Origin of the sequence: Niabella aurantiaca DSM 17617 (assembly GCF_000374125.1) — a bacterium.
In the GTDB taxonomy this organism is placed as follows: domain Bacteria; phylum Bacteroidota; class Bacteroidia; order Chitinophagales; family Chitinophagaceae; genus Niabella; species Niabella aurantiaca.
Map to the genome: position 1 here is coordinate 1 of NZ_KB893627.1, position 19108 is coordinate 19108.

The following is a 19108-nucleotide window of genomic DNA, read 5'->3' on the forward strand; positions in this document are numbered from 1 at the left end:
ACTACTATTTGAACGATATCCGCTTATTGAACAAGCCTATAAATTATCAAGAAAATTAAGTGCTGTTTTTTCAACCTGTACCGCTAAAATAATAGCATTCAAAAAACTGGCCCTCTGGTATAATGAAGTGGAAGATTCCGGATTAAAAGTATTTCGAACGGTGGCCAGATCCATTGAAACCCATCATCAAAGTATCCTTAATTATTTTAATAATCGAAGCACCAATGCAGCGGCAGAATCTTTTAACGCTAAAATTAAGGCCTTCAGGGCCGCTGCAAGAGGCGTAAGAGATATTAACTTTTTCCTATTCAGACTCGCTAACATTTATGCCTGATCCCCCAATTTTTCAACCTGATCCAATAAATGCCTGGTTATTACAGTCCCGTCCAATCATGGAGGCTGTTGAGCTTATTCCATTAATAGCGACAAGGGGAATTTGATCGAACGACTCTAAAAGGCGGTTCAAATCATAACTTGGTAAATGAGGGGCTATTTGGAAAAGAGAGACTGCCATTTCTCCGATATGTTTAACGCCTGTAATCCCCATGGATATCTTGTCGATTATTCTAAATACTTTAGAACACTCATCACTGACAACAAAATCTTCGTTTATTTCTCTTCTGTCACCAGCGATAACACAAACGCCTGTTGATGCGATCACAGAAATTACTATACTCATACATAAAGCTTTAGCATTAATGTTTCCTTATTGGATTCACTTCCTTGATTAAATTTCAAATAGGGTTATTTATCCAATACGTGCTGCAAACCTATCCTGGTCCTAAACTCATCTGCACCACGATTCGCCCAACAATCGACCGTAAGCATTATCTCTATCCGAGCTATTCATGCTGCCCGCCGCAACTACCTTAACGCGGCCAGCTTCTGCGCGATACTCTTTAAGTAGCTGACACAAGTATTCCGCATAACCATCTCTTCGGGTGCCGTCATCATGTACGGCAGCGTATAATACCCCGGCATCTGTTATGGTAGCATCAACAACCTTTGATTCTTTTTTAACTGCCATCAATGCATATTCATCGTTGGCGCTGCGCTCTTTTGATCCGCCGCATGAGGCGTAGACAAGTAGCAGTAATGCAATTTTGATTGTCTTCATGCAAATAGTTTTATTGGTGTCAAAGGAACGAAAGTATCAAAATTACCGATACGGTATTCCGTAAACTGACTTTTAGAGTTTCACCTACCTTTGTATCGGACGCGGTTCTGCCAAGTCCACCGAGCGTAATTGCGGCACTTTACCGAAGCTCATTTTATAGGTTGTCTCTGGATGGCCTATAATTTTTTTATTGGGCGGCCCTGGCTGGGGGAACCATGTTATGTAAAAAACCGGAGCATGACCCGGTTTGAAAATTGAGAGCAACTAAAAAGCTACCTATCCAGTACCTTCGCAAAAGTGAAACAATACCGCTATGAGCAAGAAACAGATTGCTATCAAAATAGCCAACGCCAACAATTTCGATTCCGCTTCATTCTTCAAGGAATGGAAAGGGTATGCTGTGTACGAGGCTTTCGACGAAACCGACGCCGACGAAACCCCCATCGTGGGCTACCCCACTTTTATTGTCGTTGACGGGGCCGGAAAGGGCCGCATGGCTACGCCCAATGAAATATTTGAAATAATGGATAGTAGGGAGCAAGGGCCCACCGGTGGTTCATTATAACCGCCCAATAAAACCATCATTTCCGGTGGTCCTGTTCAGTCTCTTTGCGTTCATTTTTTAGGCGGCTGCAGCCTTCGCCATTTTACGCAGGTTTTCCACTACCTCAAAGTCGTAACAATCTATCCGCTTCCTTAAAATACCTGCAAGCTCAACGATTTGGCAACCTCTTTCCGAAATCTGTATATCCCGTGAAGCTATCAAAGGTTCCGCCAGGTTGGCTATTGCCCCTACCAGGTTGATTAACTCCATGCAGTAGCCATCGTCGATCCTTTCAAGTTCGTTTATTTTTTTGACAATCTGTGTCATGTTGAAATTTTAAATTGTTGATTGAATTGAATCCTACATTAAAGGGCCTTTGTTTTTAAAAGCGATATAGCCTTGTCTGCGTCGATAATTATTTTTCTCCCGTGCTGGCTAATGGCGGCATCAATCTTCCCGCTTTTTTTAATCTCGTGAGCCTTCGATTTGGAGCAATTAAGCGCGGCCATTAACCCCGCAAGGCCGTATACGTATCGCTTTTCCGTAAAATCTTTGGCAGGAGGTTGAGTTGCCTCAGCCATTATTTTTTTGTTCAGATCAATAAAATCGGCGACAGTTAACTGCCAGATAGGGGTGTCAAGATTGTACATAGTCGTATTAAATTAAGATGAATAATTATCTTCTTTTTATGGAAAGGGTTCGAACAACCTTACCAGAAATCAAATTAGCATCGTTTAGCTGCGGTCTCCTCGTGTTCTTTTTTATATTCTCCCTGGTCCCACTAAAAAGCCACCGCTTGTTAATATAACGGCCTACACGATGCACCTCATAGCACTCAATGATATTCGTCGCCAAGGAACGTCCCCCACAAATTCGATTCCATTGATTCCTGCATTGTTAATCAGGATGTCCAGCACATCGGTCTTTTGACTGATTTCCGCAAAAGCATCTTTTACGGATTCATCATCCGTAACGTCAAGCTGGACTGCTTCAACGTTTTCCAGTCCATTGATGGCATCCAATCCATTTCTCAGATTTCTACTTGCCGCAAACACATAAAAACCTTGCTGAGCCAATTGTTTTGCTATTTCCAAACCAATCCCTTTGTTAGCTCCGGTAATGAGTACTTTTTTCATTTTATACGATTTTTAAATTATGACACAAAAGTCATGACCTAAAAAATCATAACTGTAACCAAAATGAGGAAGCTTGTAACCAAAGCAAGGAATAGAAGGCCTTTCAAGAATACAATAAAGAACTACGACCTTTTATAGAAGACGCGCAAACAGAAGCCGTAAAAGTTGGATTAGAATCTCTTCTTCCAAGAACAGAAGAAGCTATTCGTGTTAGAGAAACACAACCGTCTTTTAGAATTTATCCACATTTCAAAAAGCGCAGATTGATCCTGATTATCTCTGTTTGTAAGAATTGTTCATTTTGACTTCAAAAACAGTCGTTTTGGCTACATCTGTTTTTTGAAAGCGCTGCATTTTTGTACTAACAAAAAAGGAAAAATATGAATATCGTAATTACAGGCTCATTGGGTAACATCAGTAAGCCACTTGCAACAGCATTGATTGCAAAAGGGCACTCGGCAACCGTTATTAGTACCAATCCCGAAAAACAAAAAGAAATTGAAACCGTTGGAGCAAAAGCAGCAATCGGCTCAATTGAGGACATTAATTTTCTAACAAGAACTTTTGCAGACGCAGACGCTGTGTATTGCATGATACCTTTCAATTTTATGGAAGAAGACCAAGCGGCTTATTTCAAAAAAATTGAAAACAATTATGTGCAAGCGATCAAGCAGAACGAAATTGAGAAAGTTTTATTTCTAACGGGTTGGGCAGCTAACGTGGAAGATTCTCCCCTGCTTAATCAGCTCTCGGACAGAACAGTTATCGAATTGCGTCCGGGTTCTTTTTACACCAATTTTTACAATGATATTAAAACCATAAAAGAATATGGTGCCCTAATGGCAGGCTATGGGGAAAATGATAAAATTGCTTTTGTTTCACCACATGATATTGCGGAGGCGGCTTTTGAAGAACTGACTACACCGTTTCAAGGGAAAAAAATCCGCTATGTGGCAAGTGAAGAATTGACCTGTAATGAAGCGGCTAAAATTTTAGGCGAGGCCATTGGCAAGCCTGACCTGAAATGGATAGCGCTATCAGAAGAGCAATTACTAAATGGTTTACTTCAAGCAGGCTTTCCACAGCAACTTGCACACACTTTCGTAAAAATGCAGATGGAAACGCATAGCGGAAAAACATTTGAGGATTATCTCAAAAACAGACCTGTGCTAGGTAAAACAAAATTGAAAGAGTTTGCAGAAGAATTTGCGAAAGCATATCATCAAGAATAATTATATTTATATATGCACAATTCGAAACCCCATAGAATAAAATCAATTGGTGATTTTCACAGGTTAAGGGGCTTTTCCAAGCCTGAGCATCCCTTGATCAGTGTAATAACAGCGGATGATTTTACCAGGTTGTCCGATCAGATCGCTATGAATGCGGTATTTGATTTTTATTTTATTGCTTTGAAACGTATGAAAGGGGTTAAGTATAAATACGGGCAGCTGCAATACGATTTTGAGGATGACGGTATACTGTTTTTCATGTCACCAAATCAAGTGCTCGAACTTGAAATTAATGAACAAGTAAATTCCGAAAAACAATCAGGTTGGGTGTTGCTCATTCATCCTGATTTTATTTGGAATACGCCACTTGCAGAAACAATTAAACAATATGAGTTTTTTAATTATTCGGTAAATGAAGCGTTACTGTTATCAGAAAAAGAGGAAATAACACTAAATGGTATCATACAAAATATCAGGCAGGAATATCATTCCAATATTGATCGATTCAGTAAACAAATCATCATTACACATATTGAAAACTTGCTTAGCTATTCCGAACGATTCTACAACCGGCAGTTTATTACAAGGGAAAAAGCCAACCATCAAATTTTGGGACGTCTGGAAAAACTGTTGACAGATTATTTTAACAGTGATGACCTGATAACAAGAGGCTTACCATCTGTTCAATATGTTTCGAAAGAACTGAATGTTTCGCCAGGTTATTTAGGAAGTTTGCTGCGAGCGGTAACCGGTCAAAACACACAACAACATATCCACGACAAACTGATAGAAAAAGCCAAGGAAAAACTGTCTACTACAAACCTTTCAGTAAGCGAAATTGCTTACGAATTAGGATTTGAGCATGCACAGTCGTTCAGTAAATTATTTAAGTCAAAGACCAATGTTTCCCCTTTGGAGTTTAGGCAATCGTTTAATTAATACAGTTTAACGGAGGTGGTTGACACTATTCTATCTATAAAAAAACATGCGAAGCCGATATTGGGTGATAAGTCTTTGTAATTTTGCATATTTATGTACAAATAGTAATAACAAATTGCCCATAAACAATGACTGGTGATTGGGATAAATTCGAACATCTTTTAAAGCGTCTGGAAGTTCCTGCCAAAACAATCCTTTTACAGGAAGGAGAAATTTCGAGAACAATGTTCTTTCTTGAGAAGGGTTGTTTGCGGACTTGGCTTAATAATGACGGTAAGGAAATTACTACCCAATTTTTCTTTGAAGGTGCTAAGGTATCTTCTATTGAAAGTTTCCTAACAAATCAACCGAGTTTATATAGCATTGAAAGCATAGAACCATGTATTTTACAGACTATTTCCCAAAAGGATTTTCAAGATGTTTTAGAGCATTTCCCCGAAATCAAAGAGGAAATGCATCAACATCTGTTCAGACGATTTTTAAACTCTCAAAAAACATTCTATTCCTATCTTAAAAATAATCCTCAAAAACGATACGAGGAACTTCTTGAAGATCATCCTCATATTATCCAGCGTGTTCCCCAACATTATATAGCATCCTATTTGGGGATTACCTCCGTTTCTTTAAGCCGAATTAGAAATAGGCGATAGTTTCAATAACAAAGCATTTCTTTACAATTGTTATCGTTCAGGCATTCGCTACGTCACAACTTTGCAATATAAAACCAAGCAAAGTAAAAATGAAAGTAGTAATAGTATTTAATCATCCTTATGAGGGAAGCTTTGGAAACGCAATTTTAAATTCCGTAATCAAAGGGCTTAAAAGTGCAAATCACGAGATTGACCTGATGCATCTTGATAATGATGGCTTTAATCCTGTAATGTCAAAGGCAGATTTGAAAGCGTTTATGGATCACAAACCTGTGGACATACAAGTAATAGCTTATAATGAACGGTTGGAAAAAGCAGACCATCTGATTTTTATTTTTCCTATCTGGTGGGATTTGATGCCTGCAATGACCAAAGGATTTATTGATAGGGTGCTCACTCCGGGTGTTGTTTATGATCACCATCCAAGAGGTTTCGGTTTAGTACCACTTTTAAAAAACCTAAAAGGTGTAACAGTGATCACTACCATGAATAAACCCAAAATAATGTACTCACTGCTCATTGGCAACTTAATCAAAAAGGCAATAATAAAAAGTGTTTTCAAAACAATGGGGTACAAAAATCTTAAATGGATTAGCTATAATATGGTAAAGTCAGTCAGTCAGGGAAAAAGAGTAAAATGGTTGACTGATATTGAAATCAGGTTTTCAAAAATTGATTAAGCAATTCTTGATATTATGAAACTGAATAGAAACCATATTACTTCTTTTATTTACCTGGTTCTTCTTGTATATGAAAAATAGAAAAGTTCGAACCATTTATTTTTTTGCATTATTTGATCTTTAAATTTAAAACTTTAAATTAGGATAATACATTGATAGTCAATTGAAAATACTCTCATTTGAACTGACCAGTTTTTTCAAATCATCCAAGAAATGGTTCGGAAATTGTCCCGGCAGGACTGCATGGCCTGTTCACGGGCGTTTCCTAAAATGACCAACACTGCGCTGCAGCTTTTAAATAGTACCATCAACTTAACGTGCATGCGGAGGCCGATAACCCTCCCTGGTCTGCCGGAAAAATATGCAGACCAGGGAAGGGGCACCCCGCCTTTCCGGTTTACGGAAAAGGATCCTGTAATGGCGGTATTTAAAAATTCCGCATGGTGCCTGTCAGGAATTTGTTTGCTTTCGTTTCTTTGAACTGGGCCTGTTCGCCATCCCAGTGAAGCGTTTCGTTGGGGAACCGGGCCGCAATAACACCCAGCAAGATCACTTCCGTCAACCTGGCCGAATAGGAGAAAGGGGCACTGCATGCCGCCTTTCCCAAACAGGCGTCTACAAACTCGTGGTAATGCCTGGGCGTTTCAGCGTCGTAGCTGGTAGTGGGTTTGCCTGCTTTTCCGTCGGGGTCATATTTTTTGATGTCGATGGGTGCAAACTGGTCTTTGATGACGAGTTTTGGCAATTGCATAAAATGAGGCAACAGCAGGCGTCGCCCGTTTTCGCCGATGAACATGGCACCCTGGTCCGGCAATGCTTCCCCGCCGGGGAGCAGCAGCTCAGCCTGTGGCTCCGGGGCTCCTTTGCCATCATACCATACCCATTCCAGCGTTTGGGCGGTATAAGGCGTTCCCGGGAAAACATAGGTTACATGATTCTTTTCTGCATGGCCAAAATCGTTAGGAGCCCGGCATTCATTTTTTACGGTCAACGGCACGCCCAGTTTTAGCGCATTATAAGGCGTATCAAAAATATGAACGCCCATATCTCCTAATGTGCCGCAACCGTAGTCGATGCATTTTCTCCAGTTGCCCGGGTGGTAAAATCCTTTTTTATAGGGTCTTTCTTTCGCAGTTCCCAGCCACAGGTTCCAGTCCAGTCCTTCAGGAACGGGATCGCTTCCCGCGGGTGCGGGGCCATCGTATCCCCAAACCTTCGGTGACCAGGCAATGACTTTTCTGACCTTGCCGATTATTCCTTTCTGAATGAGGATCGTTGCCAGCTTGTAATCATAGAATGAATGTACCTGGATGCCCATCTGGGTCACCAGCTTTTTCTCTGCCGCAACAGCATCCATTTTCCGGGATTCGGAAATATAGTGTGTCAGCGGCTTTTGACAATACACATGTTTGTTCAGATCCATGGCCATCAGCGAAACGGGGGCGTGGGCATGATCCGGTGTGGATACGACCACCGCGTCGATCTCGTTGCCCATGCTCTTAAACATTTCCCGGTAATCGGCAAATGTTTTTGCATTGGCATGTTGGGCTTTTGCGGTGTTCAGGTTGTTCATATCCACATCACAAAGCGCTACAATGTCTACCAGTGGGTGCGACGCAATGGCCTTCAGATCATTGGCACCCATTGAGCCCAATCCTACGTGGGCCACTCTTAATTTTTTTCCGGGAGCAAAAGCCGATGACGGGAACGGAAGCATGAAAGCCATCGTTCCTGCCGCCGTGGTTTTTATAAAATTTCTTCTTTTCATATGTGTATTTTTGTTTTTCTGAATGTAAACCTGTGATGCATGCCTGCTTACTGAAGCGGTTTTACGGTAATGTTCTTAAACCATAAAGAACTTCCGTGATACTGAAAGCCGATGTACCCCGTTTTGAATGTGCCGTAGCGATCGCTTTTGGCCCATTTGCCCGCTTTTTTGCGGGCATACCAGTCTGCCGACCAGGGTTCAAAGCTCAGCAGCTTCACCCCATTCAGCCAGTGCTCCGTCCTGCCGGGGGCCACCACTATTTTGGTGGTATTCCATTGGCCAACCGGATGCAGCAGCTTTTTTACTTCTTTTACCGGGTGCATGGCATAATCGGCTCCGGTCTTTTGCCAGTCCTGCAGCTCTTCAGGATTTTTGGCGCCGAACTGGGCATTATAATTTTTCAGATCGCTGTGCATGCGGGCATAGTTCTCGTCATCGATCAGCTGGTACTCCGGGCTGATGCTGGAAGGTGAGCCATATCCTTCGTTTATATGGTAAAAGATGCCACTGTTCCCGCCTTTGGCTATTTTCCAGTCAACCGTCAGTTCAAAGTATTCAAATTCCTGACCGGTAAAAATAACGTCGCGTCCGCCTTTATAGGTGGTATCCGGCAAGGCATGGTCGTTCATCCACAGCATACCATTGCTGATGGTCCAGCCTGGCGGCAGCGTTTTTCCATTGTATCCGCGCCATTTCGGGATATTCGCTTTGTCCAGCAGGTTGATGGGCTTCTTTTTTGTTACGGAGGGCACCGTATCCGTCTGGCCGGCCGATGAGCGGGGTAAGTCCATTCCCAGAGCCATGAAAATAGGGACCAGGAAAAGGAGCGGAGTCAAAATTAGCTTCATAAAAACAAGATCAATGGAAGGAAATGAATAAACCGGTCTTTCGTATTTCTTTTAATACGGGGGCTAAAATAATAAAATAACCTTTATAAAGGGCATATAAATTTCGAAAGCCAGGATCAGTAACGGTGTTTACAGAGGGTGGAGGGTGGGTACCAGGCGTACACCGGCATGGGAGGATAACCGGCAATAGCGGGCAAAAGGATAAAAAAACGGTGTGCAGGCAGGAAACGGGAAGGACTATCTCCTCCTGAATTTGAAAACCCTGGTTCGTGTTCCGTTCACCATGGTGCCGTTGAACCGGTCGGTGCCGGTAAATTTAATTTCATTGAAATAGTCTGCCTTCAGTTCGCCGGACCGGTTGTCCACAGCGCTGACCATCAATGTACGGATGTTGTCGGAACTGCAACCATCACAGTTGTTATTTGTCCAGTACTTCTTTATTTGCCATTTTCCCGTATATGCAACACCATTTATGTCGGTAAAAATAAAACTGCGGTCTTCGCCAAAATGATAGGCCCCCTCGCCGAAGTTCATGGGCATACTCCCGAAACCATAACTATTGATGTCTTCCACTTCCCAATCGCCGATGATCCGTTTTTCGTATCGTTTAAAAATATCTTTGCTGCAACTGATGAATAGCAGCGTAACCAGTAAAACAGACAGGTATCCTTTTTTCATGATCGGGTCGCTTTAGCAGTAAATAAAACAGGCGGCTGTCATACGTTAAAGCAGCTATCGGGAGCACGCATCATCGTCAATTTCATAAGTGCCTTGATGGTCGAATGACAGCGTCTTTTTTCTGATATTGAAGGTAACAATAATTATGATGGCCGGACGACGACTGATACCGGTATGGCGATAAACAAATGTTAATTGTTTTTAATGAGCATAAAAAAACGCACCCGGTAAAGAGTGCGTTTTTTTTATGAAAGGTTTTATTAATACCTGTACAGCTCCGGTTTGAACGGTCCCTCTGCGGGGATGCCCAGGTAGGCGGCCTGTGCCGGAGTGAGTGTATCGAGCTCAACACCTATTTTGGCAAGGTGCAGGCGGGCTACTTTTTCATCAAGATGTTTGGGCAGTACATACACGTTGTTCTCGTATTGATCGTGATTGGTCCACAATTCAATTTGGGCCAGGGTCTGGTTCGAGAAGGAGTTGCTCATTACAAAGCTGGGGTGACCGGTGGCGCAGCCCAGGTTTACCAGGCGTCCTTCCGCCAGCAGGAGGATGTCCTTGCCATCGATGTTATAAAGATCCACCTGTGGTTTAATGGTATCCTTGGTGTCGCCGTAATGCTGGTTCAGCCAGGCTACATCGATCTCGATATCGAAGTGCCCGATGTTGCATACAATGGCTTTATCCTTCATGGCTTTGAAATGTTCCCCGGTGATCAGGTCGCGGCATCCGCTGGCGGTAACGATGATGTCTGCTTCCTTAACCGCATCGATCATCTTCTTTACCTCGTAACCGTCCATTGCCGCCTGAAGCGCACAGATGGGGTCGATCTCCGTTACGATCACGCGGCAACCGGCTCCGCTCAAAGAGGCGGCAGATCCTTTACCTACGTCTCCATAACCGCCTACTACGGCTACTTTGCCTGCCAGCATTACGTCGGTAGCGCGGCGGATGGCATCTACCAATGATTCTTTACAGCCGTACTTATTGTCGAACTTGGATTTGGTAACTGAATCGTTTACATTAATGGCCGGCACGGGAAGGGTTCCTTTGGTCACTCTTTCATATAAACGGTGCACACCGGTAGTGGTTTCTTCGGAGATGCCTTTTATATGCTGGACCAGCTCGGGGTAAGTATCCAGCACCATATTGGTCAGGTCTCCGCCATCATCCAGGATCATGTTCAGCGGACGGTCGGCCCCGCCGAAGAATAAGGTCTGCTCAATACACCAGTCGGCTTCCTGCTGGGTTTGTCCCTTCCAGGCAAATACACCGATCCCTGCAGCAGCGATGGCCGCAGCAGCGTGGTCCTGGGTTGAGAAAATATTGCAGGAGCTCCATTTTACCTCGGCTCCGAGAGCAACCAGTGTTTCGATCAGTACGGCCGTTTGAATGGTCATGTGCAGGCACCCGGCAATACGCGCTCCCTTCAGCGGCTGGGATCCGGCGTATTCCTTACGGATACTCATCAAACCGGGCATTTCTGCTTCGGCCAGTCTTATTTCTTTACGACCCCAATCTGCGAGGCTGATATCGGCAACTTTGTATTTCAGATCAAAGTCTATCCGGGTTTTTGTTTCAGTGGACATATCTGTATCTAATTTTTTAGACCTCAAAGGTAAGATTTAGAAGAAAGCACTATGTTAATTCTTTTCAATAAGTGTTATTCACTAATAATTTTTAAATTTATAGTATTAAATACTATATCCGGATGAAGAGAACCGTTAAAACAGAAGAATTGGCTATAAAGGACCTGTCACCGGAACTGGATGAGAAAGACCGGGAAATACTCAAACATTTGCAGGAGCATGCCCGTATGTCGGTAACAGAGATCGCCGCCCGGGTGCACCTGAGCCCAACGCCGGTACATGAACGCATCCGCCGGCTGGAGGAATCGGGTGTTATCCGGCAATATGCAACCCTGCTGGATGCGCAAAAGCTGAACAAGGGCCTGATGGTAATCTGCTATGTATCGCTGAAGCAGCATGATAAAAAGGCGGGTTTAAAATTCATCCAGGCCATTAACGGGCTGCATGAAGTAGTGGAGTGCTACAGCATTTCCGGTGAGTTTGATTTTATGCTGAAGGTAATGGCAAAAGACATGGCTGGTTTTTATGATTTTCATGTGAACCGGCTGAGCCAGGTAGAAAATCTGGGGCATGTACAAAGCGTTTTTGTAATGGGTGTCATCAAGGAAACACATAAGATCATCTTTTAAGTCGTACCTACGCACTGGTGACGTGACCGGAAGCAGCCGGATCCGAAAGCGGAGTTAAATTATTTTTAGATTAATTTTATTTAAAAAGGTTTAAAAACTTTCTTTTGTTCGTTTAAAACTGTTATTTTTAACATCTTATTGACGATTTTACCCAAATTACTAAAATTCAATTACGAAATGAGAGCGTTCCGATTCTACAGACTGCTGCCGGTATTCTTGGTACTTTTTGCCTGTAATAAAGATTATGTTCCGTCGACGACCGCAGAAGAGGGCGGTAAAGGAACCTCCCGGATCGATGCCGTGAGCAAGCTTTCCGGAAATGCGGGCGATACCCTCGTGCTGAACGGCACGTTCGGGAACAGTGATGTGATAATGTTCGGCTCCCTGGGTGTTGAACCTTTCAGCCGGTCTTCTTCAGAGCTGAAATTTGTAGTGCCCGGCGGAACAGGCAGCTCTTATATATCGGTAAAAACGGGCGGGATCGAGTCCAACAAATGGGTGTTTAGCTACCTGCTGCCTCCTCCTCCGCAAGGATATAAAATTGGTGCGGTTTATTATGATATAGATACCACGGCATTATATGCTGCGGGCCCCGGCACGAAATACCTGAAGCTTGATTTTCGTGATCAGGCAGGCGAAAGCCCCATCAGGGTCCATCTGATGGTGATCGATGTGGCCAATCCCTATGTGCAGTTCCGGTCGGTATTGGCCATGGATTCTGTTTTAAATGTGGAAACGGTGCCGGCAATGGCCGGCCGGAAGTCGGCGGCGGGACAGAACTATTTTGCCGGCATCAATGGAGACCGGTTTAATAATGATGCAAATAATGCCAATTTTGGCCGGGTGAGCGGTGCCTGTGTGGTAGACGGCACCATCACCAACAGCAATAGCTCCATCCAAAGTTATGCACCGGTATATTTTAACCAGAACACCATTTATTTTGATGATATCCGGCTGAACACTTCGCTGACCCTTGCAAATGGCAGCAGCATGAGCTTCAGGACCATCAATAATTCACGTGCGGCGGACGACCTGGTGCTTTATAATGTGTACCGGGGAGTGAACAGTGCTACCAACATCTTTGGTACGGAACTGGCGGTAGTACCGGCAGACGGCAGTTGGGGCGATCACCAGGACGTGCCGGTAAAAGTATTGACGAAAACAACAGAGGCGGATAAAAAGGGCTCTACCATCATTCCTGCGGGTGGTGCCGTATTATCGGCGCATGGCACACAAAGCGCTTCTTTTTTGACTGAGGCCGGCGTGGGCGATGTGCTGAAAGTGACCGCCAATATCAGCAACGACCGGGGGGTGATAGCGGAGCAGCTGATCTCCGGCGACTTCCGGATACTGAAGGACGGTGCTGCCATCAATGGCGACGGGACGCGCTCCGGCCGTACCGCGATCGGTGCCACACAGGATAAATCAAAGATCATCTTCTGTGTGGTTGAAGGTGCAATCGAAGGTGTATCGGTAGGTGCTTCCCGTGCGGATCTTGCTGATATTTTAAAGATCGCGGGTGCCTATAACGCGGTGAACTTAAACGGGGGAGACCTTAGTACCCTGTATCTGAAGAATAGCGGCTACAACCACACCGGTCTCATGAACCAGCCGGGAGGAACAACGGCCGCACCCAATGCCGGAAACGGGTTGTTTGTGGTTTCCACTGCACCGGCCGACGCGGTTGTGAGCCGGCTGGTTTCGGATGTTTATTCCATCCGTCTTCAAAAGGGCGAAACCGTTACCCCCAATTTTTATGGGTTGAACCAGTATGACCACATCGCAGATCCGGCACCGGCCGGAGTAACACTATCGGGGGCGCCGGGGCTGGGTATCATTGAAGGCGCTTCTTTTAAGGCAGGGGAAACGGCGGGCCACGGCGTGCTGACCGCTTCCTACAACGGACTAACCACAACCATCCACCTAAATGTAGTGGACTGATCCCGGATGACCGCCTTCTGTTTTTGCGCAGAAAAAGGGATCGTCATTCATTCCGGAGCGGTGGCCTGAGGGGCTGGTTTAATAAGATTGATCGATCAGGAGTTCCCCAAAAGAAACCGCCTGTACCGGTCTGTATAATTCAGCAGGCGCAGGCGGACAGGGGTGTACCGGTTATTGATCCGGGAGCGGTCAGCTTCCTTTCTTTACGTCCAGCAATTCTACTTCAAAGATCAGGACGCTTCCCCCGGGAATGGTGGGTGGAGCACCTCTCAGCCCGTAACCCAGTTCGTAGGGGATGAAGAACCGATATTTGGACCCTTTGCTCATCAGTTGCAGCCCTTCGGTCCATCCTTTGATGACACCGGATACCGGGATGGTAAGCGGCTCTCCACGGTCGTAGGAGTTGTCAAACTCTGTACTGTCCAGCAACGATCCCCGGTAATGACAGATCGCCGTATCGGCAGCACCCGGTTTTTCACCGGTGCCTTCTTTCAATACGAGGTATTGCAACCCGCTTGCCGTGGTCTTTACGCCTTGCTGTGTCTTGTTCTTTTCAAGAAATGTGTGGCCGGCATCTATCGTTGCCTGCGCCTGGGCTTCCTTGGCTTTTTCAGAATAAGCCATGATGACGTTCATTAAAGCGTCCTCGTCCAGGAGGGGCTTTTTCCCGTCGAATGTTGCTTTCATTGCATCAAGCAGGATACCGGTATTCAGATCTCCGAGATCTTTTTTCATCGATTGGGCAATATTGACCCCGATCGCATAACTGGCAGAATCTGCCATGGTCTTTAACGGTGCCGTTGCAGAAGCGGATGCCGGAACGGGCTTTTTTGCCGTCGCCGGTTTGGGTTTGGCCTTGGGCTGGGCCAGAAGGGATAAACTGCCGGCAGCCAGAAATCCGATTGTGAAAATGTACTTCATCATTTTTTGTTTTACACACTGTTGAAACGTTAATTCGTCTAAGTTGAAACGGTAAATATAGGGACCCTTTTTCACAATTTTAACAGTAAACATGATGTAAGTTTGTTAATAATACAGAAAAAGATCGTTATGGAACCTTTTATCCGGGAATTGCAGATCCGCTGGTCCGATCTGGATCTTAATGGCCACTTGCGGCACAGTGTTTATTATGATTGGGGCGCTTACTGCCGGATCCGGTTCCTTTCGGAAAAGGGACTGACCACAACGCGCATGATGGAGCTGCGCGTGGGGCCGGTTATCTTCCGGGAAGAATGTGTCTTTAAAAAAGAGATCAGGCCGGGAGATCCCGTCTTTATCGATCTGGAACTGACCCGGTCGCGCAGGGATTTCAGCCGCTGGGGGATGCAGCACCGGATCTATAAAGATGCACATACCCTGGCAGCTATTATTTCGCTGGAGGGTGCATGGATGGATACCCTGAAACGAAAACTGACAATTCCGCCTTCAGAAGTCGCTGCCGCCTATAATGTAATGCCGCTGGCCGGTCATTTCAGGTGGCTGGAGGATGCCTCCTGAACCGGTAGCTCTCAGGTTTGCGCTCTGAATGCTTTGGGCGCGACGCCGGTATGTGATTTGAAAAAATTTGAAAAATTGGCGGTGTCGCAGAACCCCAGTTCATAAGCGATCTCTTTAATGCTTTTGCCCGAAATTCCCAAAAGGCGCTTTGCTTCGAGGATGAGCCTTTTCCGGATCAGCTCGTTGGCGGACGCGAACAGGGATCTTTTACAAAGGATATTGAGATAATTGGGCGTGATGTTCAGCTGGCGGGCATAGTAAGCCACAGACCGGTGCTCTCTGAATTAAAAAGAATAAATAGAAGTCATGCTTATGCGGTTTTGTGATCCGGTTGTTTCCTTTGAGCACATGATTCAGGATGGTGATGCCGTTGACATCATTGAAGGCAAAACGATCAAGGTTCAATATCGCAAAGCTGCCGCAGGCTCGCAGCAAAAAAATATAAGGACCATTCCAGTTCTTGTGTAAATTATAACTAAGCCGGTGTTGAGGCATACCCGTGTACTGCCTGCCGGTCACTCTTCTTCCTCAAATCCGTAATTTTCATAATCGCCGGCAGTGGCAGACCCCAGCATACTGCCAAAGAGATCCTTGAATTCGACCCGGGTTTCGAAAAGCTTTTTGCTGATCAGCGAATAAGAGGCCAGGCCAAACAGTACAAATTCCATTAAAAGCGCGGCCTGCAACTCATCGGTACCGGGAAAGTATTTTTTGACCAGTGCATGCAGCCCGTCTACCCGGTACAGCTGCTGTATTTTGGAGGCATCTGTTGTGTTGAAATCAACGTTCAGCAAATTGCCTTTGTCGAACCAGCTGATGACCGGCTTGTATGGATTTTCGTCTGCTTTGTTTTGTGCTGAGGGCTTGCCGGTGTTCTTTTTTTTGCTGAGCTGCTCGGGGTTGGGAAAATACTGAACGAACTGCGACCGGATGGCTTTATCGACCAGGTTCATCGCTACCTGGAAGGGGCCTTCCTGTTCGCCCTCGTAAACCAGTTCTACCTTGCCGGTTATGGAAGGGATGATCCCCGAGAGGTCGGAGATCCACACTTGTGTGGAGGGTTCATTATTGATCAGGGCCCGGTGTTCGGCGGTGCTGACCGCATTCTCAAAAGCGGAGATGGTCAGCCGGGCGCTGACCCCGCTTTTTTTGTCGACCAGCTCACTGTTCCGTGCTTCAAAAGCGACCTGTTCGATCAGCCGTTTTACAAGGTCGCTGACCGTTACCCGTTCTTTTTGTTCGTCGTGGATGCCTGCTTCCTGCCCGGTGATCTCCAGCGCATGCTCCAGCGTTTTGGGGTAATGGGTCAGTATCTGGCTTTGTATGCGGTCCTTTAAGGGGGTTACGATAGACCCGCGGTTGGTATAATCTTCGGGGTTGGCCGTAAACACAAAAAGAATATCGAGGGGCAGCCGCAGCTTGAACCCCCGGATCTGGATATCGCCTTCTTCAAGAATGTTGAATAAAGAAACCTGTATACGGGCCTGCAGGTCCGGCAATTCATTGATCACAAAAATACACCGGTTGCTCCTGGGGATGATGCCGTAATGCAGCACGCGCTCGTCATCAAAGCTCAGTTTCTGGTTGGCGGCCTTGATGGGATCAATATCTCCGATCAGGTCGGCTACGCTTACATCGGGTGTCGCCAGCTTTTCGCCGTAGCGCTGATTGCGGGGCAGCCAGGTGACGGGCGTGTCTGCACCTTTTTCTGCAATGAGGTCCCGTGCGTATTTTGAAACGGGGTTCAGCGGGTCATCATTCAGATCGCTTCCTGCCACAATGGGAATGTATTCGTCCAGCAGGGCGGTCATCTGGCGCGCCATCCGGGTTTTTGCCTGTCCGCGCAAACCCAGGAAAAGGATATTGTGTTTGCTCAGCAATGCCCGTTCTGTTTCCGGTATCACGGAATCTTCATAGCCTACAATGCCGGGAAAGGAAGTTTCGCCCGCCCTTAATTTTTTCATAAGGTTCTGCCGGATCTCTTCTTTGATGGATTTTTGCCTGTATCCGCTTTCTTTTAATTGTCCCAGAGTCTCAATATTGTTCATAATCTGTCGGGTTGGGAAAGATGGAGAACGCTTCCCATATTGTTTATTCAAGGCAATATCGCCTGATTCTGTTTTTTATTTTTACGAGGTTGAAATTAATAAGAAAACCGACATGTTTCCCGGTTAACTTTAAATGACTTAAGATTTGCGCCTCCCAAACGGGATTAACAATACCTACTGCTTTTAGTTCGCAGACGATAAGATCTTTTCTTTGATAATTCATGGCAGATGCTTATTTCATAAATTTTTCAGGTGATCCCGGGCCAGGCAAGGTAGTACTTTAAAGGCGCAGCCGGTAATCTCCGGGCAAGGTGATGTTCTTTTCCAGTGAGCTGGTATAAGTTTGACTGGTTTTTAGTGGTTTGAAATTTGGTTTTCCCGGGAGGCAGAAAAAGGGTAAGCCGGTAAAGTGCTTTTGGTCATCAAGGCTAAATTAAGAGAACTTCCCGTGTTTCGTCTTCCCGGTAGTAAATTAATAAACAGTTTTTCTTTTCCCACTTTCAAAGTCCTTGAAAATAAAAGCGCCCAGGTTATCCAAAGAAGCGAAATACGCTTTTCCATGGTTCATCTCGGTAAATTCCTGAACAAAATGTTGCAGGTAGGGGTCGGTGGCGATCATAAAGGTAGTGATCGGGATCTTTAATTTTTTGCAGGATGCTGCCAGGCTCATGCACCGGTTAACGACCTTCCGGTCGAGCCCGAAGCTGTTTTTATAATAACGTTTGCCTATTTTCAAACAGGTAGGTTTCCCATCTGTGATCATAAAGATCTGTTTATTGGGATTCTTTCTTCTCCGCAACAGGTCCATAGCCAGCTCCAGGCCGGCCACGGTATTGGTATGATAAGGCCCTACCTGCAAATAAGGAAGGTCTTTTATTTCCACCGGCCAGGCATCATTGCCGAATACCACGATATCCAGGGTGTCTTTTGGATAGCGGGTAGTGATCAGTTCGCTCAGGGCCATGGCCACTTTTTTTGCCGGCGTGATCCGGTCTTCGCCATAAAGGATCATCGAATGCGAAATATCGATCATGAGCACCGTTGAGGTCTGCGTTTTAAAATCTGTTTCCCGGATGCTCAGGTCATCTTCCCCGATCCGGAAGGAATCAATGCCATGGTTGATCTGGGCATTGCGGATGGACTCGGTGAAATCGATCTGCTCCAGCATGTCTCCAAACCGGAAAGGACGTGTTTCCGGGTTCAGCTCGTCTCCCTGCCCGGGTTTGAATGTTTTATGATCACCCTGGCCGGCTTTTCTCAGCTTTCCGAAGATCTCCTCAAGGCTCTTTTTCCGGATCCCCTGCTCCGTCTTTGGCGTGATCCTGATCTCGCCCTTTTGCTGGTCTTCCGTTATATAACCTTTTTGCTTCAGGTCGTCGATAAAGTCGCCCATGCCGTACTCACCGTTGCCCAGCTGGTATTCTTTGTCCAGTTCATTCAGCCATTGAAGGGCCTCTCCTGCATCGCCGCTTGTGTAGGTAAGCAGCTGCATGAAAAGATCCAGCATGGTATCGAAAGGGGATTTGCCCTGACCGCGGGGATCTAACCCGGAGAATTGGAAACCGCTCATATTATTAAATGTAAAACTATTTTTCTAAAAAAGGTGTAAATGCCTTGCCCCGGTGCAGGTGCAATGATCGCGTAACTGCAGATACACCTGCTCCGATTTGGAATATTGAGACAAATAAACGGCCGCCGGCACCTACAGGTGTGAGCCTGCGCGTCAGCTGCATTCATATACCGGGCCGGGGGCAATGAATCTGATCTTTTTCAGCGCTTGCCGGGCCCCTTGCTCATTACAACAGCGGATGC

Annotated in this window: 24 protein-coding genes; 10 read left to right on the top strand and 14 right to left on the bottom strand. The window is 45.6% G+C overall.

The genetic code is table 11. From position 1 onward, the window contains the following. Window positions 1-334 (top strand): transposase (locus tag B160_RS0107915; protein ID WP_018627363.1); only part of this gene is annotated, 334 nt, incomplete at its 5' end. 12 nt (window positions 335-346) lie between these two features. On the opposite strand, the gene B160_RS0107920 is transcribed toward B160_RS0107915, so the two are convergent. Continuing rightward, window positions 347-679, bottom strand: coding sequence for an Ntn hydrolase family protein (locus B160_RS0107920; RefSeq protein WP_018627364.1), 333 nt, complete (start codon window positions 677-679; stop codon window positions 347-349). 108 nt (window positions 680-787) lie between these two features. Then, complete coding sequence (locus tag B160_RS28680; protein WP_018627365.1) at window positions 788-1117, bottom strand: hypothetical protein; 330 nt, start codon at window positions 1115-1117, stop codon at window positions 788-790. A 313-nt stretch (window positions 1118-1430) separates the two neighbouring features. Between B160_RS28680 and B160_RS0107935 the strand changes: the two genes are divergently transcribed. Further along, on the top strand, window positions 1431-1682 hold the full coding sequence (locus B160_RS0107935) for a hypothetical protein (protein WP_018627366.1): 252 nt from the start codon (window positions 1431-1433) through the stop codon (window positions 1680-1682). A 57-nt stretch (window positions 1683-1739) separates the two neighbouring features. Here the strand turns inward: B160_RS0107935 and B160_RS0107940 are convergent, their stop codons facing one another. From B160_RS0107940 to B160_RS28685, 3 genes are all read right to left on the bottom strand, one after another. Then, the gene (locus tag B160_RS0107940) at window positions 1740-1988 is read right to left on the bottom strand and encodes a hypothetical protein (protein WP_018627367.1); all 249 of its coding nucleotides are present in this window, start codon (window positions 1986-1988) and stop codon (window positions 1740-1742) included. Window positions 1989-2026: 38 nt separating this feature from the next. Next, on the bottom strand, window positions 2027-2311 hold the full coding sequence (locus B160_RS0107945) for a DUF3853 family protein (protein ID WP_018627368.1): 285 nt from the start codon (window positions 2309-2311) through the stop codon (window positions 2027-2029). A gap of 162 nt (window positions 2312-2473) precedes the next feature. Further along, window positions 2474-2797, bottom strand: coding sequence for an SDR family NAD(P)-dependent oxidoreductase (locus tag B160_RS28685; protein ID WP_018627369.1), 324 nt, complete (start codon window positions 2795-2797; stop codon window positions 2474-2476). Window positions 2798-3177: 380 nt separating this feature from the next. Here B160_RS28685 and B160_RS0107955 point away from each other — a divergent pair, with 380 nt between their 5' ends. From B160_RS0107955 to B160_RS0107970, 4 genes are all read left to right on the top strand, one after another. After that, window positions 3178-4029 (top strand): NAD(P)H-binding protein, encoded by an 852-nt coding sequence (locus B160_RS0107955; RefSeq protein ID WP_018627370.1) that lies wholly within the window; start codon window positions 3178-3180, stop codon window positions 4027-4029. A gap of 12 nt (window positions 4030-4041) precedes the next feature. Continuing rightward, window positions 4042-4968, top strand: a complete 927-nt coding sequence (locus tag B160_RS0107960; protein WP_026309623.1) for a helix-turn-helix domain-containing protein — start codon at window positions 4042-4044, stop codon at window positions 4966-4968. A 128-nt stretch (window positions 4969-5096) separates the two neighbouring features. Continuing rightward, a complete protein-coding gene (locus B160_RS0107965) occupies window positions 5097-5618 on the top strand; it encodes a Crp/Fnr family transcriptional regulator (protein WP_018627372.1) in 522 nt (173 codons plus the stop codon). Between the two features lie 89 nt (window positions 5619-5707). After that, complete coding sequence (locus B160_RS0107970) at window positions 5708-6298, top strand: NAD(P)H-dependent oxidoreductase (protein WP_018627373.1); 591 nt, start codon at window positions 5708-5710, stop codon at window positions 6296-6298. 427 nt (window positions 6299-6725) lie between these two features. Here the strand turns inward: B160_RS0107970 and B160_RS0107975 are convergent, their stop codons facing one another. The 4 genes from B160_RS0107975 to ahcY all read right to left on the bottom strand — a co-directional run bounded on the left by B160_RS0107975 (window position 6726) and on the right by ahcY (window position 11181). Beyond that, window positions 6726-8066: a Gfo/Idh/MocA family protein gene (locus B160_RS0107975; RefSeq protein ID WP_018627374.1), complete on the bottom strand. Its 1341-nt coding sequence runs from the start codon at window positions 8064-8066 to the stop codon at window positions 6726-6728. Between the two features lie 47 nt (window positions 8067-8113). Beyond that, on the bottom strand, window positions 8114-8914 hold the full coding sequence (locus B160_RS0107980; protein WP_157557959.1) for a 3-keto-disaccharide hydrolase: 801 nt from the start codon (window positions 8912-8914) through the stop codon (window positions 8114-8116). A gap of 237 nt (window positions 8915-9151) precedes the next feature. Beyond that, window positions 9152-9592 carry a hypothetical protein gene (locus tag B160_RS0107985; protein ID WP_018627376.1) on the bottom strand — a complete coding sequence of 147 codons (441 nt, stop codon included), beginning with the start codon at window positions 9590-9592 and terminating at the stop codon, window positions 9152-9154. A 260-nt stretch (window positions 9593-9852) separates the two neighbouring features. Then, complete coding sequence (gene ahcY, locus B160_RS0107990) at window positions 9853-11181, bottom strand: adenosylhomocysteinase (RefSeq protein WP_018627377.1); 1329 nt, start codon at window positions 11179-11181, stop codon at window positions 9853-9855. Window positions 11182-11303: 122 nt separating this feature from the next. On the opposite strand from ahcY, the gene B160_RS0107995 reads away from it, so the two are divergent. Then, the gene (locus B160_RS0107995; RefSeq protein ID WP_018627378.1) at window positions 11304-11810 is read left to right on the top strand and encodes an Lrp/AsnC family transcriptional regulator; all 507 of its coding nucleotides are present in this window, start codon (window positions 11304-11306) and stop codon (window positions 11808-11810) included. 177 nt (window positions 11811-11987) lie between these two features. Further along, window positions 11988-13751 carry a phosphodiester glycosidase family protein gene (locus B160_RS0108000; protein ID WP_018627379.1) on the top strand — a complete coding sequence of 588 codons (1764 nt, stop codon included), beginning with the start codon at window positions 11988-11990 and terminating at the stop codon, window positions 13749-13751. Between the two features lie 189 nt (window positions 13752-13940). Here B160_RS0108000 and B160_RS0108005 read toward each other — a convergent pair whose 3' ends face one another. Then, complete coding sequence (locus tag B160_RS0108005; protein ID WP_026309626.1) at window positions 13941-14675, bottom strand: FKBP-type peptidyl-prolyl cis-trans isomerase; 735 nt, start codon at window positions 14673-14675, stop codon at window positions 13941-13943. A 126-nt stretch (window positions 14676-14801) separates the two neighbouring features. Between B160_RS0108005 and B160_RS0108010 the strand changes: the two genes are divergently transcribed. Beyond that, window positions 14802-15248, top strand: a complete 447-nt coding sequence (locus B160_RS0108010; RefSeq protein WP_018627381.1) for an acyl-CoA thioesterase — start codon at window positions 14802-14804, stop codon at window positions 15246-15248. A gap of 11 nt (window positions 15249-15259) precedes the next feature. Here B160_RS0108010 and B160_RS0108015 read toward each other — a convergent pair whose 3' ends face one another. Continuing rightward, window positions 15260-15514 carry a helix-turn-helix domain-containing protein gene (locus B160_RS0108015; RefSeq protein ID WP_018627382.1) on the bottom strand — a complete coding sequence of 85 codons (255 nt, stop codon included), beginning with the start codon at window positions 15512-15514 and terminating at the stop codon, window positions 15260-15262. Between the two features lie 40 nt (window positions 15515-15554). Here B160_RS0108015 and B160_RS31580 point away from each other — a divergent pair, with 40 nt between their 5' ends. Further along, the gene (locus B160_RS31580) at window positions 15555-15716 is read left to right on the top strand and encodes a hypothetical protein (protein WP_018627383.1); all 162 of its coding nucleotides are present in this window, start codon (window positions 15555-15557) and stop codon (window positions 15714-15716) included. A 47-nt stretch (window positions 15717-15763) separates the two neighbouring features. On the opposite strand, the gene B160_RS0108025 is transcribed toward B160_RS31580, so the two are convergent. The 3 genes from B160_RS0108025 to B160_RS0108035 all read right to left on the bottom strand — a co-directional run bounded on the left by B160_RS0108025 (window position 15764) and on the right by B160_RS0108035 (window position 18866). Continuing rightward, window positions 15764-17296 carry an AAA family ATPase gene (locus B160_RS0108025; protein WP_018627384.1) on the bottom strand — a complete coding sequence of 511 codons (1533 nt, stop codon included), beginning with the start codon at window positions 17294-17296 and terminating at the stop codon, window positions 15764-15766. 43 nt (window positions 17297-17339) lie between these two features. Then, window positions 17340-17519: a GxxExxY protein gene (locus tag B160_RS32220; RefSeq protein WP_018627385.1), complete on the bottom strand. Its 180-nt coding sequence runs from the start codon at window positions 17517-17519 to the stop codon at window positions 17340-17342. Between the two features lie 249 nt (window positions 17520-17768). Beyond that, on the bottom strand, window positions 17769-18866 hold the full coding sequence (locus B160_RS0108035; RefSeq protein WP_018627386.1) for a vWA domain-containing protein: 1098 nt from the start codon (window positions 18864-18866) through the stop codon (window positions 17769-17771). Between the last annotated feature and the right edge of the window lie 242 nt (window positions 18867-19108).